19 protein-coding genes are annotated in these 18507 nt (G+C 29.8%); 7 read left to right on the top strand and 12 right to left on the bottom strand.

Translation table 11 applies throughout. The features are described 5' to 3' along the window. Window positions 1–199: 199 nt before the first annotated feature. From ABNT65_RS13410 to ABNT65_RS13380, 7 genes are read right to left on the bottom strand one after another with little or no spacing between them, the layout of a single operon-like run. On the bottom strand, window positions 200–1240 hold the full coding sequence (locus tag ABNT65_RS13410) for a LacI family DNA-binding transcriptional regulator (RefSeq protein ID WP_348703437.1): 1041 nt from the start codon (window positions 1238–1240) through the stop codon (window positions 200–202). Window positions 1241–1287: 47 nt separating this feature from the next. Then, window positions 1288–2661 (bottom strand): mannosyltransferase, encoded by a 1374-nt coding sequence (locus ABNT65_RS13405; RefSeq protein ID WP_348703439.1) that lies wholly within the window; start codon window positions 2659–2661, stop codon window positions 1288–1290. Beyond that, complete coding sequence (locus ABNT65_RS13400; protein WP_348703440.1) at window positions 2662–4152, bottom strand: cellulose synthase family protein; 1491 nt, start codon at window positions 4150–4152, stop codon at window positions 2662–2664. Beyond that, a complete protein-coding gene (locus ABNT65_RS13395) occupies window positions 4152–4844 on the bottom strand; it encodes a glycosyltransferase family 2 protein (protein WP_348746048.1) in 693 nt (230 codons plus the stop codon). The genes ABNT65_RS13400 and ABNT65_RS13395 overlap by 1 nt, the downstream gene beginning before the upstream one ends. A gap of 3 nt (window positions 4845–4847) precedes the next feature. Then, the gene (locus ABNT65_RS13390; RefSeq protein ID WP_348746047.1) at window positions 4848–5354 is read right to left on the bottom strand and encodes a hypothetical protein; all 507 of its coding nucleotides are present in this window, start codon (window positions 5352–5354) and stop codon (window positions 4848–4850) included. A gap of 27 nt (window positions 5355–5381) precedes the next feature. After that, complete coding sequence (locus ABNT65_RS13385) at window positions 5382–7004, bottom strand: 4Fe-4S binding protein (protein WP_348703443.1); 1623 nt, start codon at window positions 7002–7004, stop codon at window positions 5382–5384. 3 nt (window positions 7005–7007) lie between these two features. After that, window positions 7008–8351, bottom strand: a complete 1344-nt coding sequence (locus ABNT65_RS13380) for an FAD/NAD(P)-binding oxidoreductase (RefSeq protein ID WP_348703445.1) — start codon at window positions 8349–8351, stop codon at window positions 7008–7010. A gap of 144 nt (window positions 8352–8495) precedes the next feature. Between ABNT65_RS13380 and ABNT65_RS13375 the strand changes: the two genes are divergently transcribed. From ABNT65_RS13375 to ABNT65_RS13360, 4 genes are all read left to right on the top strand, one after another. Next, window positions 8496–9365, top strand: coding sequence for a hypothetical protein (locus ABNT65_RS13375; RefSeq protein WP_348703446.1), 870 nt, complete (start codon window positions 8496–8498; stop codon window positions 9363–9365). A gap of 23 nt (window positions 9366–9388) precedes the next feature. Continuing rightward, on the top strand, window positions 9389–10390 hold the full coding sequence (locus ABNT65_RS13370) for a glycoside hydrolase family 113 (RefSeq protein ID WP_348746046.1): 1002 nt from the start codon (window positions 9389–9391) through the stop codon (window positions 10388–10390). Then, window positions 10380–11114 carry a hypothetical protein gene (locus tag ABNT65_RS13365; RefSeq protein WP_348746045.1) on the top strand — a complete coding sequence of 245 codons (735 nt, stop codon included), beginning with the start codon at window positions 10380–10382 and terminating at the stop codon, window positions 11112–11114. Before ABNT65_RS13370 ends, ABNT65_RS13365 begins: the two co-directional genes overlap by 11 nt. Window positions 11115–11183: 69 nt before the next feature. Then, complete coding sequence (locus ABNT65_RS13360; RefSeq protein WP_348746044.1) at window positions 11184–12380, top strand: POTRA domain-containing protein; 1197 nt, start codon at window positions 11184–11186, stop codon at window positions 12378–12380. Between the two features lie 184 nt (window positions 12381–12564). On the opposite strand, the gene ABNT65_RS13355 is transcribed toward ABNT65_RS13360, so the two are convergent. Beyond that, window positions 12565–13071, bottom strand: coding sequence for a hypothetical protein (locus tag ABNT65_RS13355; protein ID WP_348746043.1), 507 nt, complete (start codon window positions 13069–13071; stop codon window positions 12565–12567). A 217-nt stretch (window positions 13072–13288) separates the two neighbouring features. Here ABNT65_RS13355 and ABNT65_RS13350 point away from each other — a divergent pair, with 217 nt between their 5' ends. Continuing rightward, window positions 13289–13501, top strand: coding sequence for a helix-turn-helix transcriptional regulator (locus ABNT65_RS13350; protein WP_348703453.1), 213 nt, complete (start codon window positions 13289–13291; stop codon window positions 13499–13501). A gap of 2 nt (window positions 13502–13503) precedes the next feature. On the opposite strand, the gene ABNT65_RS13345 is transcribed toward ABNT65_RS13350, so the two are convergent. From ABNT65_RS13345 to ABNT65_RS13330, 4 genes are all read right to left on the bottom strand, one after another. After that, complete coding sequence (locus ABNT65_RS13345; RefSeq protein WP_348703454.1) at window positions 13504–13995, bottom strand: rhodanese-like domain-containing protein; 492 nt, start codon at window positions 13993–13995, stop codon at window positions 13504–13506. Window positions 13996–14034: 39 nt separating this feature from the next. After that, the gene (arsS, locus tag ABNT65_RS13340; RefSeq protein WP_348703456.1) at window positions 14035–15084 is read right to left on the bottom strand and encodes an arsenosugar biosynthesis radical SAM (seleno)protein ArsS; all 1050 of its coding nucleotides are present in this window, start codon (window positions 15082–15084) and stop codon (window positions 14035–14037) included. A gap of 69 nt (window positions 15085–15153) precedes the next feature. Then, a complete protein-coding gene (locus ABNT65_RS13335; RefSeq protein ID WP_348703457.1) occupies window positions 15154–15489 on the bottom strand; it encodes an arsenosugar biosynthesis-associated peroxidase-like protein in 336 nt (111 codons plus the stop codon). Window positions 15490–15563: 74 nt separating this feature from the next. After that, window positions 15564–16271 (bottom strand): DUF547 domain-containing protein, encoded by a 708-nt coding sequence (locus tag ABNT65_RS13330; RefSeq protein WP_348746042.1) that lies wholly within the window; start codon window positions 16269–16271, stop codon window positions 15564–15566. Window positions 16272–16586: 315 nt separating this feature from the next. On the opposite strand from ABNT65_RS13330, the gene ABNT65_RS13325 reads away from it, so the two are divergent. Together ABNT65_RS13325 and ABNT65_RS13320 are read left to right on the top strand one after the other, a co-directional pair. Beyond that, on the top strand, window positions 16587–18275 hold the full coding sequence (locus ABNT65_RS13325) for an endonuclease/exonuclease/phosphatase family protein (RefSeq protein ID WP_348746041.1): 1689 nt from the start codon (window positions 16587–16589) through the stop codon (window positions 18273–18275). Between the two features lie 28 nt (window positions 18276–18303). Then, on the top strand, window positions 18304–18498 hold the full coding sequence (locus ABNT65_RS13320; protein WP_348746040.1) for a hypothetical protein: 195 nt from the start codon (window positions 18304–18306) through the stop codon (window positions 18496–18498). The last annotated feature ends 9 nt before the right edge of the window (window positions 18499–18507 follow it).

Raw genomic sequence — 18507 nt, 5'->3', positions numbered from 1 at the left:
GGAAATGTTAAATTTTTGTAAAAAAATTTGGTGATACTAAAAAAGAATTATATATTTGGAGTGTGGTTGAATAAACCACTTTCTTTTTCTTTTTCATAGCAATTTTTCCCACTCAGATTTTTTTGAGTGGGTTTTGTTTTTATAATATTTCATTTTTTTAAAAGAAGGTCAGATTTAGTTTTTGTGTTATCAAACCTATTTAATTTGAATTAATGGGTCTTGTAGATTCTCTTATTACTAAATCAGTTCTAATAACTTTTGTTTCATTTTTATTAGAATCTGCAGTTTTCTTTTTTTCTAACTTATTAATTAACATTTCAGCGGCAGTTTCTCCCATTATTTCACCGTGTTGACTTACAGTTGTCATTTTGGGACTAGAATGCCTAGCTAAAATTCCATTTGAGAATGATATTACTGAAAAATCTTCTGGAATTCTAAGCCCTTTTCTTATAGCTACTTTCATTGAAGCAACAGCCGAAGATTCATCTGTTGTAATAACACTATCAATAGTGTTGTTTTCAAATATAGGCGTTAAAATAGACTCATATTTTTTATAATCTTCCTCATGAATATTAATAACAAGGTTTTTGTCTAAAGGAATATTTAAGTCCTCTAAACCTTGTAAATAACCTAAATATCTTCGTTCACCAATTCTTAAGTCGCTCATTGTAGAAATAAAAGCAATTTTCTTGTGTCCTATTCTGTATAAATGCTTAACGGTGTTAGCGGTAGCTTCAAAATCATTGGTAATAACTTTATCGCATTGTATATTTGGGGCAACACGGTCAAACATTACGATAGGAATACCATTATCTATAGTTTTTTGAAAGTGTTTAAAACTATTTTTTCGTATCGTTTCCTCCGCTAAAGAAAGGATAAATCCATCAATACTACCATTAGAAAGCATTTTGATAGTTTCAACTTCTTTTTCATAGGATTCATTTGAAATACATGAAATTATTTTATAACCTTTTTTACTAGCAACATTTTCAATGCCTTTAAACACTTGAGCAAAAAAGTAATTTAACATATTGGGTATTATAATTCCTATAGTTTTTGTTTTTCTACTTTTTAAACTTAAGGCAGTTACATTGGGTTGGTAGTTATTTTCCTTAGCATATTTTCTAATTCTCTCTTTGGTAGCTTCACTAATTTCGTAACTATCATTTAAGGCTTTTGAAACTGTAGAAATTGAAACATTTAAATGCTTGGCTAGGTCTTTTATAGTAAGTCTTTTCATATCTAAGAGAATATTGGAAAAACAATAATATAAAAATTCCTTTTAGATTACTTAAAAATTGAGGTTAACTTTCTCTTAGCATTCTCAGGAGAATATTTTATTTCAAAAATTAGAAAGGTATAAAGCAGGATGTATTCAAGAAAAACAAGCCATAAGTTTTCCTTCCAAGGGACATTGGCATAAGCTTGATAACTAATAATTATTACAAAGCTCCAAACAATGGGAAATCTATAATTGGCAAAAACAGAAAGTATTATTAATGTAGAAAGATACCATGGATGAACTGTTGTTGATGTAAAATAGTAAAAGGAAAGACCAAATAACATTATAGCACATAACTCTTTAATTGTTTTTCCTTTTTTGAGGAATGTAATATATAAAAGGAAAAGAACAGTTAAAGCGGGCATTATTTTTCCAATAGTGGCAATTTCATTATAACCTCTAAATAAATAGCCTATTTCTCTTGCTATATAATAAATACTTGCGTTAAATTCAAAATTACGAAACCATAAACCAACAGAGTTACTATAGTTTTGTATAAACTCAAAAGAGAAAAAGGGCAGGAATAGCAAGAAAGTGGTTACTAATGTTATTAGATAGAATCCAATTAGCTTTTTAGCACCCTGAAAAAAAGTAGCTTCATTTTTAACAAAATACTGATAAAATAAAGGTAAAAAAAGTAACGGGATTAACTTGACAGATACAGAAAAGGCTAATAAAACAGCTGCAATAACCCATTTTTTTTGATGCAATTTGTACAAACTTAATACCAAAAAAAATAACATTACAGGCTCAAAATGAAGATTTCCTGTTAGCTCTATAATTACAAAAGGATTCAGTATATATAAGAATATATTGTGAACAGGTATATTTAGTTTGGTAAGTAATTTTTTTCCATAAAATAGGATTCCAATATCTGCGGCAATAATTAATAGCCGCATAATAATTACGGAACCTAATATACTTTTGTTAGCTAATACTCCTGCAATAAAAAAGCATAATTGATTTATAGGAGGATAATTGGTATAGTGACTTCCATTCATTTCTCCCATACCTTGATATAATTCGGTAGCTTGATGTATAGGGTATATCCTTTGTTCAATAAAATTTTGAGGTAAAGAAAGGTATGGGTTCAATCCTTCAAATAACATTCTCCCATCCCAAATAAAACGATAAAAGTCTTGAGATAAATTAGGTATTGAAAATAAAAACGCTAACCGAAATAGTATAGAAATACTTGCTAAAAAGCTGAAATCATTTTTTCGATACTTTATTAGAAAGTAAGAAGAAGTAAATAAAATACTCCAAAGTGTTACCAACCAAGTGAATTGTGTTCTTTCTAAAAAGTAAGCAAATAAAAAATAACAGAGCAGAGTAAACCCTACTAAAGTATGAATTTTATATTTTCTCAATGTAAACATCTATGCTTTTGAAAAGATAGATTTAAAAAACACATACCCAAATCCTATAAACAACATGAAATGAAATGGAAATAAACCAAAATCACCACCTTGATCACCAACTATAAAAGCACTGTACATTCCAAAGGCAAAGTAAACTGCAAGCAATCCTTCAATAATAACATTTGTGCTTAATTTATTTTTAATGTATTTATTGTTTTTCCAACTATCCTTTAGCGATTTAATATTGAACTTAGGAGTTCTAACAAATTCACTCTTTTTTCCAAAATGTCCTTCTAAAACAGCAACAGTATTATGAAGAGAAAATCCCATTGCTATTGAAAAAAATGAAAAGAAAGCACCAATGTATTTTATAAAACTGAGAAAACCTCCTCCGTATATTTTTTTGTACATAAACCAATAACAAATAAAAAATATAAGTGTGCTAACAATAAAAAAGCTCATTACTAAAAAATAAATCTTTAAATGGGCATATTCATTTTTTATATAAAGCATTGGGATACTTAATACGGCGACTAAAAATATACAAGTAAACATGGAGCTATTTAACAAGTGTAACATTCCATGTATTTTTGTTTTCCATGAAATAGTATCATTCACAATAATTTTACGCAGCATTTTTTGAAAGTTTTCAGCACCTCCTTTATTCCATCTAAATTGTTGCGAACGAGCAGCACTAATAATAACAGGAAGCTCAGCAGGAGTTTCTACATTTTCTAAATATTTAAACTTCCATTTTTTTAATTGTGCTCTGTAGCTTAAATCAAGGTCTTCAGTTAACGTATCTCCTTCCCAGTTTCCAGCATCATAAATACATTCTTTACGCCAAATACCAGCAGTGCCATTAAAGTTGATAAAATGCCCTTGGCTATTTCTTCCAACCTGTTCTAAGGTAAAATGAGCATCTAAGGCAAAAGCCTGAATTTTAGTTAATGTAGAATAATTTCTGTTAATATGTCCCCATCGTGTTTGAACAACACCAATTTCAGGATTTTTAAAAAAAGGAACTGTTTTTTCTAACCAACAAGGTTTTGGTAAAAAATCGGCATCAAAAATGGCAATAAATTCACCTTTTGCAATTTTTAAACCTTCTTTTAAAGCACCAGCTTTAAAGCCTTCTCTATTTTCTCTTCTAATATGTTGAATATTCAGCCCAGATTTTTGTAGCTTTTGAATGTGTTTCTCAGTCGAAGTAACAGATTCATCTGTAGAATCATCCAAAACTTGTACTTCAAGCTTTTCTTTAGGATATTTCAACTGTGCTATATTATCTAACAAACGTTCCATAACATACAACTCATTATAAACAGGAAGTTGAACAGTTACATAAGGAACCTCATCAGGATTGTTTAAATCAAATTTAGGAGAATTGTCTGTTTGTTTACTTGCTTTTAAGTAATTAAAAAGTAAGTTTAATTGTGCCAGTGCATACATTAAAATAAGCACTAATGCTACAGTGTATAACGAAATTATAATATATTCAAAAATCATTATTTAAAACTATATTTAAATATCCAACTTAATATTTTTACGCCTGCTAAAATGCTTCCTTTAACCGTTCCAGAAACTTTAGATACACCTATTCTATTTCTATATTTTACAGGTATTTCCATGTAAGTTAGCTTTTGTTTTAAAGCTTTTAATTGCATTTCAACTGTCCAACCATACGTTTTATCTTCCATATTTAAGTTTAACAGTTTTTCATATTTAATAGCCCTGAAAGGTCCTAAATCTGTAAATTTTGCCCCAAAAAATAATTTCATTAAAAAGGTAGCTAACCAGTTACCAAAAATTTGTTGCGGTGTCATAGAACCCTGTTCACGTAGTCGTTTAACACGAGCTCCAATTACAAAATCAATATTATTATTTAAAATAGGAGCTATAATTTCTGTAAGCTGCTCAGGGTAATCAGAATAATCACCATCTAAAAAAACAACAATGTGAGGTTTTAATGATTGATTGGCTATGTAATCCATTCCTTTTAAGCAGGCATAACCATACCCTTTCCTTTTTTCAACCAAAACAGTAGCACCTGCATTTTTAGCATTGAGCTCAGTATTGTCTGTAGAATTATTACTAACTACAATAACTTCGTCAACTACTGTTGGAATATCTTTAATTACATTTGCTATAGAACCTTCTTCGTTGTACGCAGGTATAATAACTTTTATAAGTAAGCTCATTATTTATTGTAAATCCTTCAAATTATTCTCTTTTTTAAAAGAAGAGAATTCAGTCCATTCATTTATTTTCTTACCATTCTTAAACCGAATGGCTTTTACTAATCGTTTTTTCTTGTATAGTAAACAATAACCATTTTTTTTATTGTCTTTTAATTGACATTTATAATTAACTTCTCCTTGTTTGTTATAAAATAACCACCATTTATTTTGTTTACCATTAATATAATGACCTTCTTTTTCTTTAATTCCATTTTGACGGTAAAAGTACCAATATTTTACAGGAAGGTTATTAATAAAATGTCCCTGTTTTTTTACTTGTCCATTTTTGTAATAAAATTTCCAGTAATCTACTTTATTATTAGCTACTAACCAGCCTTCTTCTTTTAAGTTACCGTTAAGATAATAACTTTTATAATATTCTTTTTGAGAAAAAGTTTGAAGGGAGAAAGAAAGGAAACAGATATATAACATCCATTTCATTTCTTTAACTAATTCATTTTTAAGTTTCATTATTATATTTAAAAAATGGAATAAGTTTTATTGTTTATTTACAAGCTTCATTAAATCCACGTCGTTCCCTAATAAAATTTCTGTAGGATTAATTCTGCCTTCTTCAGGCCCATTTTCTAGCTTTAATACACCTCTAGGACAAACAGCAGAGCAAATACCACATCCAACACAACTAGCTCTTACTATATTCTCTCCTTTTTGAGCATAAGCGCGTACATCAATACCTTGCTCACAATAGGTTGAACAGTTTCCACAAGAAATACATTGCCCTCCGTTTGTAGTAATTCTAAAACGAGATTTAAAACGTTGTACTAATCCCATATAAGCTGCTAATGGACAACCAAACCTACACCATACTCTATTTCCAAAAATAGGATAGAACCCTGTACCAATAACTCCTGCAAACCAAGCACCAATTAGAAAGCTATAGGTGTCTTTAATCCATTGCGATTTAATACCTAAAAATGAATGTGTTCCAGTAAAGTAACAATATAAAGTAACTAGGGTCATTACTAAAGAAAATACTAATACAGAATGAATTACCCAGCGTTCAAGTTTCCATGCTTTTAGGCTTTTGTCTGAGTGCTGACGATAAGGGTCACCTAAAGTTTCAGCCAATCCTCCACATCCACAAACCCATGAACAGTACCATCTTTTACCAAAAAAGTAAACCATTACAGGAACAATAACTAAGGTTAGTAAAATACCCCAAACAAGTATAAAAATTCCAATTCCACCACTATTAGTTAGAGTATCAAGATTCCACTCAAAGAAAAAATCGTAATCTAGAGGAAAAGCATTTTTAAAGTCATAACCAGGCATATTTAAACTAGTCATGATTTCTGGGATTAAAAAAGCAAAAACAATTTGAAAAAATAACACAGAGGTAGTACGTACTATTTGGTATTTATTATGACGGTATTTTATGTACATTCTAATGCCCATGACAATCATAATTACACAATATAAAAAACCATATACAAACCACTGACTGGCAGCACCGCCATTTAGCGCTTTACTAATAGGATCTAAAATAAAGGTCCAATTAACCACATAGTCAGGTAAAAAATATAGAAGTATATAAAACAGCACTAAGTATACTAACACCATCCAAGCAATCCAGCCTCTATTTGTACTAGCTTCTAAGTAAATTCCATTATTTTTAATACCTGGATTCCCCAATAAAATAAAGTTAGGTAGTATAAATAATAAAGCACCAATAATTCCAAGTCCAAAAGTTAAAAACCATAATAAACCGGGATTGTTTTTTACAAAACCTTTTCCTGCTTTTTTGGCTAAATTGTAACTTAAAGTATGAGGTTTGCCAAATATTTTATACTGATATTGTGCTCCTTTTAAATCCCAATTTTTTTCAGCATCGTATTTAGCTATTAATTTATCGTAATGGCTGTTTGAGTTTTCAAACGCTTTACGAGCAGCTGATGAAAATTCAAAAATATTCATGGGCGTTTCCGTGACAACTGCTTTTGATAGTTCCTCTTTAATAACTTCGTTTTTAAAGCCCTTTTCTTGAATATAGCTGTCTAATTCAGCAGAGCTCAAGTTAAAAGATCCAGTAAATAAGCTACCTGTAAATATGCTAAGTCCTAGTAAGAAAATAACTAGGCCAATTTGTTGTATTGCTTTCATATTTTAATTTCTGCTAAAAATTCGTTTCCAGCTTTTTGGTTTTAATTGAATATTGGTATTATTTTCTTTATTGAACTTGGCTACAATTTCTGATTCATGTAATTTGTAAAATTCAGGATCAAAATTGGCATCAGCTAAATGTTCTAAAACATGTTCTACAGTCTTTTTTTGATTCAATACATTGTCAAAAAATGCATGTCGCATTCGAATTCCAAAAGTGTTTATGCCAATAAATTTTCGAGTAGATTTATCATAATTTATATGAATGCACTTTTTACCACTCTGATGCTCCCAATAAAAGCGAGCTTCATTTTCTTTAGGTTGTGCCCAAACCCAACCGTAGGTTTGATATTCTATATCAATAAATTTGGCTGAATTAAACCAATGTCCAGGTTTGTATTCAATTCTATTACCGCAAATAGTTTGAGCTACAGTTTCTCCCATCATTCTACCAGTATACCAAACAGCTTCAATTGGTCTTCGTTGTCCAATAGCTTCATGTTGTTCAGCACAATCACCAATAGCATAGATATTAGAGATATTTGTTTCTAAATAGCGATTCACTTTAACACCACGACCAAATTCAATTTCGGAAGTTTTAACAAACTCTATATTTGGAGAAACACCAGCAGTTAAGCCAACAACATCACAAGCTATTTCTTCTCCAGTTTCAGCAATTACTACTGAAGTGGCTTTACCATTTTTATCAGTTTTAATTTCTTTTAAGTTAACACCTAAACGTAAATCTATATGATTCTCTAAAATCTCTTTATTAATCATTTCGGATTCCTGTTTAGGTAGTACCATATTCCAAAAACTACTCTCACGCACTAAAAAGGTAACAGGAATATTTCTACTGTGTAACATTTCAGCTAACTCAATACCTATTAATCCGCCACCTACAATCACAGCTCTCTTACACGTTTTATTATCGGGAGCATATTTTTCAAGATTTTCTAAATCTTGTTTATGATACATCCCCATAACACCTTTAGCATCTTGACCAGGCCATCCAAATTTATTAGGTTTTGAACCTGTTGCTATAATTAGCTTGTCATAGGAGATGGTTTCACCACTTTTCAATTCTAATTCATTTTTTGAGGTATGAATTTTAGTAACATATCCTTTTTTTAAGTTGATATTGTTTTTTTTCCAAAACCAAGGCTCATAAGGTTGTGTGTTTTCAAACTTCATATGCCCCATATACACATACATAAGTGCTGTTCTAGAAAAGAAATACTCAGTTTCGGCTGAAATAATAGTGATTTTTTTATCTGATAATTTTCTAATATGTCTGGCAGCGGTTACGCCAGAAATTCCATTACCAATAATTACAACGTGTTCCATAAAGAGTTGATTTGCAAATTAGGTCGCACTTAAAGTTAAGAACTTAATTAATTGCTTAAATTTAGAATGAATTTAAATAGGTGTAGTTTGTAAGAAGCTATATATTTTGTCGACCGATGCAATAGTTTAAAAAATAAATATACAATGAAAGATAATCTTAAACTTCTATTAATTGCTTTCTTAATGATAAGCGTTCAATCTTTCGCTCAAGAAGAGGAAGAAGAAACAAAAAGTAATATTCAAACATATACGCCATCAAGGTTATTAGATAAAGGACAATGGGATATTAAATTTTTTAATAACTTATATACAGAAACTAAAGCTAACTTTAATGATGTTACTGCAGATAAGCCTAGAGAAAATTATTTTACCTCAACTTTAGAAGTTTTCACTGGGGTTTCTGAAAACAATAGAATAAATGTAGGAGCAATTTTTGAATTCCGTTCAAATACTATTGGAGGACGTCAAGCATTGTCTGTTTTTAGTTTAGAAGATACAAATACAGATAGGAAAGGACTTACCACTATTGCTCCAGCTATAAAGTTTCAGCCTCTAGAAAACGTAGGTAATTTCTCAATTCAAACAGCAGTTCATATTCCTTTACTTTCAGAAGAATCCGATGCTAATGGTGTTTTTTTAGATCAAACTGCGTGGGTTTTGCAAAATAGATTTTTCTATGATTATACTTTTGATAGTGGTAAATGGCAACTATTTACAGAGTTAAACACAGAGTATAATTTTGGTGATGAAAAGAGTTTTGCTAATAACACCTTTTCATTAATTCCGGGTGTGTTTTTAAGTTATTTTCCAACAGATAAATCAACTGTTTTAGTGTTTTCACAACATGCACAACGTTTTGGTGAATTTACTCAAGATTTTACAGCACTAGGATTTGGAGGTAAATATCAAATATCACAAGTTTTAAATTTAGAAGTATTGTATAGTAACTTTGTTAGAGGTACAGATACTGGTTTAGGACAAAGTTTTAATATTGGTTTAAGAGCATTATTTTAATTAAAATATAATAATTTGGGGCTATGAAATATAAATGGCTCTTATTGGTAAGTATCATTTTTTTGAATTTGTCTTGTAAAAGTCAAGCTCAAAAAATAAATGGAATTAGTTTTGTTGCCTCTTCTGAAGCAATTAATCAAGAACATATAATTCCTGTAAAAAAGGTATTAACGAATTATGTATCGTTAATGCCTTTTGCTTTTATAAAAAACTTGGAAACACCTAATGTAACATTCGGTTTTTCTGGACAATGGTTTGGAGAAACAGAAGAAGGCATTGAGCAGTATGTTGCTGAGTTTAGGAAAAATAACATAAAAATAATGTTGAAACCTCAAATTTGGGTATGGAAAGGAGAGTATACAGGTAAAATTCAAATGGATACTGAGGAGAAATGGAAAGTATTAGAAAATTCCTATTCTGAGTTTATTCTTACTTATGCAAAATTGGCTGAAAAATTAGGTGTTGAAATTTTTTGTATTGGTACTGAGTTAGAAAAGTTTGTGTTAAAAAGACCAACGTATTGGAAAGGGTTAATAAAAGAAGTTAAAAAGATATATAAAGGAAAATTGACCTATGCTGCTAACTGGGATGAATTTAAGAGAGTGTCCTTTTGGAATGAATTAGACTTTATAGGTATTGATGCTTATTTTCCTTTAAGTTCTAAAAAAACGCCTTCAGTTAGTGAGTTTATAGCAGGATGGAAAAAACATAAGTATACTATTAGCAAGGTTAGGGAAAAAGTTAATAAACCTGTTTTATTTACAGAGTACGGGTACAGAAGTGTGTTTTACACAGGAAAGGAACCATGGAATTCTAATAAAATTAAAGGAAAAGTAGATTTGATAGCTCAAAAAAATGCCTTAGAAGCTTTATACAATCAGTTTTGGAAAGAAGATTGGTTTGCTGGAGGCTTTTTATGGAAATGGTTTCACAATTATCATCAAGTTGGAGGGGCAAATAATAACAGGTTTACTCCACAAAACAAACCAGCAGAAGAAATAATTAGAAAAGCACATGAAAACTAAAACAATCTACATATTATTTATTTTAAGTCTCTTTTCATGCTCAAAAGAAAGAGAGGTAGATGTAAATATTTTACAAAATTATATTGAAGATAAAAGTAATTTAGAAAGAGATGAAGTAATAGCGTGCGCTGCTAGTGCAAAAGATTTGTCAGATGACACCTACATTTTTTTCTATCCAATACCATCAGCCACTAATATTCAATATTTTGAAACAGATGGCTTGAATGTGGATAAAAATGACTTCAAAAAGTATCATAAAGTAGTATTAGAAAAACAAGATGTATTTAATGGCTACTTAGGTAGGTTTGTTAAAGAAAATAAGATAGAAACATGGTGCGTGGTAACCTATGAGTCTGCAGGAAAGCTACATGTTTCTAATCCAATAAAATTAAAACAGATAACAAAACCAACTGAATGGACAAATAGTGCAATTATAGATAAATCTAGTGCACTCATGCCTAAATTTTCTTGGAGTGATGGAAGAATAAAAGAAAATGCTATTTATTTTGAAGTAATAACAGATGAAAAAAATAATTTACTATCTGGAACCTACACCTATGATAAATGGTTTCAGTATTACAAACTAGACAATGTGGTATTAAATGTAACACGAGATAATCCACCAAAACTAATCAACAATAATGAATACGGTTTCACAATGATGGGAGTGAGTGAAGACAATTGGGTGAACCTAGTGATTCAAAAAAGCTTTATTGCAAATTAATTAATGAAAACTTTTTACACCCTTCTCCTTTTCATTTTTTGTATTTCTCTATCATTTTCACAGGAAAAAATGATTTTAGATGTAAAAATTAAAGGTATTAAAAAAACAAAAGAATCAACTATTTTAAAATTATTGGAAACTCAAAAAGGGAAACCACTAGATTCTTTAAAAATAGCGGAAGATATTATTCGGTTAAAGAGGCTTCCTGCTGTTTCTTATGCCTATTACCAGGTATTTAATTCAAGTGAAAATTTATACGATGTTGTAATAAATATAGAAGAAAACTTTACTATTATTCCTGAGTTTAATTTTTGGACAACCACTAATAAGCGATTAGCCTATAAAATAGGTTTATATGATTATAATTTTTTAGGTAGAAATATAACTATTGGTGGATTTTATCAACAAAATGGTTTTCATTCTTATGGTATTAACTTTAAAGCACCTACGTTGTTTTCTAAACATTTTGGGATAGCAATAAATCATCAGAATTGGAGTAGTGAAGAACCTTTGTATTTTGATGATAAATCAGCTAACTATAAATATCAGAATATATCTTACGAGTTTTTAGCATTATGCCAACTAAACTTTAAAAACAATATAGCTTTTGGGATTAACTTTTTTAAAGAAAAATATGATTATTTAAGTGGCCATACAGCAGATAATGTTCCGCAAAAACTAAACATAAATAAAAAGTTATTAAAGTTTGTTTATACCTATGATGGGTTAGATTATTTCTATCATTATGTAGAAGGCTTTAAAAGTCAGTTTTATGGACAGTATGTAACGAGTAAAATAGCATATCAAGATAATTTTTTAGTAGCGTGGAATGACTTTTTCTATTATAAGAGAATTGGAAAAAAGGGAAACTGGGCTAATCGTTTAAGAATGGGATTATCAACAAATGAGAATAGTCCGTTTGCACCTTTTGCACTAGATAATAATATTAATTTAAGAGGTGTGGGGATTTTGGTTGATAGAGGAACAGGAAGTATAGTATTGAACACAGAATACCGTTATACGTTTATTGATAAAAAATGGTTTGTATTACAAGGAAATGTATTTACTGATGTTGGTTCTTGGAGAAAACCAGGTGGAGCGCTAAGTGACTTTATAAAAAGTGAAAATATAGGCGTGTATTCTGGAATTGGATTGCGATTTATAAATAAGAAAATATTCAATGCTGTTTTCCGAATAGATTATGGTCATGGATTAACTAAAAATTCGTCAAGAGGTTTTGTGTTTGGAGTGGGGCAGTATTTTTAATCGCAAGTGCAATAGCTAAAGGGTTAATTCTCCAACGCTTTACATCGAATAGTTTAAAAAAATATTTTGACTGGATCCCCCATATATTTGCTTCGGGGGAGTTCATTTTTTCTTAAAAGAAAACAGGCAGTAATTGTATAAATAAATTACTACCTATTTTTTAATAACTTTTATAGTTGTATACCTATTGCTTAATAGGTAATTCTATTAATTGTGTAATATCTCTATCAGAAGGAATGTAAAATTCTTTAGTATTTGGAACAAATACCATTGGAGCTTTATATACTGCATGTCCACTTGAGTTTAAAAAATCGTAAACTAAACTTCGATTACAATTTTTTGTCCAGCTTTTATCATCTTGATCACTTTTGCTACAATTAACAGTGTATTTTGTGTTATGATCAACTCCTTTTAGAGTGTTTTTTTGTTTCGCAACATAAAGGGCCAATCCCCAACTAGGTTCAGTTTCTTTACTATCAATTAACTTAATAGTGCCTTCTTTTACGTTCCATTCGTATTTTATTAAAAGAACTTTTTCTTTTCCTACTTTAATATCTTTATTTGACATTTTTTCAAAAAAGCTTTCAAGGCTATTTGGTTTGTTTTGAAGGTCTGTTAGGTTATTAGTACCATTTTGACAAGACCAAAATGATATGATACCGACTAATACTATTAAAAAAACTTTTTTCATAATTTTTTAAATATTTGAATGTTTAACTGGAATTATAGTTTTATAAGTACTGTAAACATTAATTACAATGAGCAGTAAAACTACTTTAAAAATGTTGGTCTAAAGAAAAAAAACAACCCCTTTTTCAACTAAGGGTTTTCCCTTAGTTGAAAAAGCAATTAAAAAAATTAGACTAGAAAAATATATTTTTTATCTTGCTCAAAAGAATATTATAATTATGTATCAAGAAAAGATCAATAAAATATTATTAAAAATTAAAGAGAAAAGAAAGGAATTAGAAATGTCTCAATATGAGTTTGGGAAGAAAATAGGATTAAGTCAAAATGCCTACTTTAAGTTGGAAACAGGAAAAACCAAACTAGATTTATTTCGTTTTTTTATAATAGCCAAAGTTTTAGGGGTAAGCTCTAGAGATTTGATAGGCGAATAAAGTTAATACACCTTTTTACCTTTCGTAAGCCATTTACTCCATTCTTTGTTAAAGGTGTGGATTTTTTCAGTAGTTTTATTTTGCTTATTTACTACGCTGTTATTTTGGTTTTTCCATTCAAAAATACCACCGTATAAATTGTATATATTGGTGTAACCTGCTTTATGGAGTTTTTCTGCAATATCTTCTGAGCGGATACCTAATGAGCAATACACTACAATTTTAGCATTTTTATCACTAGGCAAATTAGTAAGTGTTTCTTTTAAATTGAAATTATCATAACCAACACAAATAGCATTTTCAATATGACTAACTTTAAATTCTTTGGGTTCACGAGCATCTAACAGTGTAATATTTGAAGATTTTTTCAAATCAGTGACAGAAATATAAGGAACACTTTCTGTGTTAAATTTTTTTAGCAACTGTTCAAGATTTTTTTGAGCATTTGTTGTAAATGCTATGGTAAATATAAATAGATAAACAATGTTCTTCATAATAAAAATAATTTAAAAGAACAGTTACTAATAAATGTATTATGCTACTGTTCCCTGACAGCTACTTCCTGCGCCAGCAGTACATCCGTAGCAATGTTGATTAATAATAATATTTCTGTTTTGAAGCAATTCTTCATTATATTCAGAAATATGTTTTACTTTACTAGCTACTTTTAAATTAAGCATTTGATTAAAGTCACAATCATACAAATATCCATCCCAACTTATAGAAAGTGTATTGGTACACATAACATTAGAAACTGCATGCGGATTGTACGCTTCAACTAATGCATACATATAATCTTCATAATTTTCAGAAGCAATTAAATAATCTAAAAACCGACTAATTGGAAGGTTTGTAATAGCAAATAAATTATTAAATGAAACCGAAAAATCATCCATTAAAGCCTTTTTAAAGTCCTTTTCCATAGAAGCTTGATCACCTGGTAAAAATGCTCCTGAAGGATTGTAAACCAAATCAAGTTTTAAACCAGTGTTTTCCATACCATAACCAACGGCATTTAATTCTTGTAAAGCTTTTATAGACTTGTCAAAAACTCCGTCGCCTCTTTGTTTATCTGTTTTACCACGAGTCCAGTGAGGCATGGAAGAAACAACATGAACGTTATGTTTTTTAAAAAACTCAGGAAGGTCGTAATATTTTTTATTAGCTCTAATAATCGTTAAGTTAGAGCGTACGATGAAATCTTTAATTCCTGCTTTAGAAGCCTCCTCAACAAACCATCTAAAATTCGGGTTCATTTCTGGTGCTCCACCAGTTAAATCAAGGGTATGCGCTCCTGTTTTTTTTATAACATTTAAACATTGTTGCATGGTCTCTTTAGTCATAATTTCCTTTCTGTCTGGACCAGCATCGACATGACAATGTGCACAAACTTGATTGCACATATATCCTACATTAATTTGTAAGATTTCAAGTTTTTTAGGTTTTAAAGGAAACTGATTTGTTTCCTTTATTTTTTCAGCAAAAGTAGGTAACTCATCTTTAAAAATTCCATTTGATAAAATTTCTAATTGACGTTGCGTGTTAGCTAAATCATTATTTCTTGCTAAAAGAGATTTCTTCATAAATTGTTACGAATGTAGAATTATAGCTTACTGATTAAATACAGGTGTAAGCTATAATTCATAATTGTTTTACATTTCTAGTTTGTTTACTTTGTTCATCATTTGAACTCCATGAACTAAAGTAGCACCACTTTTTATTGCAGCACCTACATGGATTGCCTCCATCATTTCTTCTTTAGTGATACCACGTTGTAATCCATCTTTTGTATAAGCATCTATACAATAAGGACATTGTTCTGTGTGGGCAACAGCTAAGGCAATTAAACTTTTTTCTCTAGCAGTTAAAGCACCTTCTTCAAAAACTTTTCCATAATAATCAAAAAATTTATTTCCTAGTTCTTCGTTCCACTCTGTTATTTTGCCAAACTTACGTAAGTCGGCAGGATCATAATATGTTTTAGACATGTATTGATTTTAGTATTGAGAAATAAAAATACAAAAAAGAAAAGCGACAAAGCTTTTCTTATATAGTATAGGGTTTATTTACCATTTAAATTCCAATCATATTCTAAATAACGAATTTTAGCTTTTTTACTAATTTCTACATCAGAATACTTGTTTAAAAAGTCTATTAAAGAACCTTTTTTAGTAAAATCACCTTTAAACCATTCAAAAATCTTAGAAATTTGTAATTTTTTAGCAGTTATCTTATTTCTATTAGTATCGTTAACAAATTTTTTCATTAACGCTTTAGTTTTACTTTCATAGTTAGCTTCTGTAAAAGCAAAATTTGCAAGTTGTGGACAAGAACCTGAAGCGCAATTAACACCTACATGTATTTTAGGATCGTTAAAATCTTTACGAAGAATTTCGTGCTCAATATGGTTTAACGTATAAGTTTTACCGCCTACTTTAGCAAACTTAATATTCCAAGCATCTTTACCTTTTTTCTTAATCTTTAAAATACTCTTTAAAGGATAGTTTTCTAAAATTAATTTAACGGTATAAGCATTATAAGCATTTACCCAAAAAGCTTTTGTTTTGGCTGCTGACCAACTTTTTTTAGGAGTAGTTTTAGCTAAATAGGCTAAATAAGTATCTAAAGTACTTTCATCACTCTTGAAAGCTTTGTAATTAACGTTTCCTTTTGCATCTACATGCTTTTTTAAAAGTCCATCAAAAACACTGGTTTGAGCATGAGTGTTTATGAAAAAAGCAAGACTAAGAAATAAAAATAATTTTCGCATTTCAAATATATTTTAACTATTGACTTAGACGACATCTCAATCAATACATTACAAATAATATTCCAATATTTTTTCAATACTTGTATTCGTTATAAATAATCAGGGAATAATTAATAAAAGGATTAGGTTCAAATACAATTTTTAAGAATGTTTAGTGGTTTTTTGTTTAAATCTTTGAAAGATAATGAGTTGTTTTTTGGAAGTGTCTTAACAATTTCCTTACTTTAAAATAAAAAACTGAAAACCATTTGTTTACATATATTGAATTTTCAGCTTGTTTTTTTACCAAAAATAAATTAACTAAAATTAAAACAAATGCAAAAACAATTACTCACATTATGTATATGCTTCATAGCATTTATGCATACTGCAATGGCAACTACTCATATTTATGTACAAAATAATACAGATATTGACTTTGGATTTGATATTATTAGGTATACAGGAAACTCTTCTTCCTTTGTTTCAAAGCATGTAAATGGTATAGGTGCTTACAAAAGAGATGTAAAGGTGTCAAGTTTTGGTAGGAATTATGGCGTAAAATGGGGTAAAACTTATGGCTTTCATAATCAATTAACCATTGCTGGAACTTCACAAAAAATTCAGTTAAAATTACAATTAACAGGAACGTGGAATCGAAGTACTATTAGTGCAGGTTATAATGTAACGGGAACTAATAATGATTTTTGGAGTGATTTATGGGGAGATAGAAATATACGTACCTCACAAACATTTACATTAGCTGATGGGAGAAGTTACCGTATAAAAATACGTTTTTTATATACAGGTGGTGATGATGATATTTTATATGTAATTGAATATGCAAATCAATCACAGGTTGTAAATACTTCAGATTATAACAATCCTAATATTTTAAATGTTGCGGCATGGAATATTTGGCAATTACCTACATTTTCAAGTATTCCAAATGCACGTTATAACTATGTAGATGATTGGTTGGCTCCTTATGAAGTGTTAATTATTTCAGAAGCCTTTGATAATAGTAATAGAGAAAGTATCAAAAATCAATTAAAGCAAAGAGGATTTGCTAATTTTACAAGTGTAGTAGATAATCCAAATAATATAAAACAAGATGGAGGCGTATTTATAGCTAGTCGTTATCCAATTTTAGATGCAGAGCAAGAATTGTTTGACGACTTAGCAGCTAATGGAGATGACCAATCTAATAAAGGGGTTATGTATGCTAAAATTAATAAATTAGGTAAAAATTACCATGTTTTAGGAACCCATGCGCAGTCAGGAGGTTCATATGCTTCTTATAGGACTAAAAATTTTAAAGAAATTATTAACCTAAGAAATAGAAAAAATATTCCTTCAAATGAACCTGTCATTATTGGAGGAGATTTAAATGTAAATAAATTTACGGCTTCTGAGTACAATGGAATGTTGGGGACGCTACAAGCAAATGATCCGCAACGAATAGGAAGATATACAGCAACATATTCTGGAATAACCAATGGATGGATTGGTTCTAGTAACGATCAAATATTAGATTATGTATTGTATTCATCAGCACATCAACAACCAGTATCATCAACCACGCGTGTATTTGTACCAAGACATACAATGCTAAGTCACCCAGGATTAAATTCTAATGACGAGTGGAGGTCAGTAGTTACAGATATCTCAGATCATTATGGTGTACATGCACGCTTTGTTTTTGGAGCTTCAAAAGAGACAAAACCTAAAAATGAAATAGTTGCTGTTGATAATCAAGAGGAGCATATTGAAGCTATTATAAAGAATGAGTTTAAAGTGTTTCCAAATCCAGTAAAAACCGTGCTAAATATTAAATTACCAGAAAACTCAACTGATGGTTTAGTACAAATTATAGATGCATCTGGAAGGGTATTAATAACTCATGAAATTGAAGAAGAAGGAACACAAAGAATAGATGTAAGAGATCTTCCTAGAGGAATGTATATTACTCGTTTTATAAATAAAACAGGAGAAGCTAAAATGAAAAAGATTGTTGTTAAATAAAACAAATTTATATAACCAGTACAAGTGCATGACGTGTTTATCTATAAATACTGAAGTTTTAAGTAATAATAGAGACGAGATTTCTTTTTGGAAAAGTCTTCCCGCATCAGTGCGAGACGGGAATTATTTTTCTGGAAGCTATGTTGCACCAGTGCAAGACGAGATTTATAAAACATACAAAGCTCCAAAGAAAAATCCTTGGAGCTTTTATTATTTATGTTGATAGTAAGGT

The organism is Tenacibaculum sp. 190524A02b (assembly GCF_964036645.1).
Classification (GTDB): Bacteria; Bacteroidota; Bacteroidia; order Flavobacteriales; family Flavobacteriaceae; genus Polaribacter; species Polaribacter vairaonense.
The sequence above is the reverse complement of the archived record's forward strand: the minus strand, read 5'-3'. Positions and strand labels throughout refer to the sequence as shown.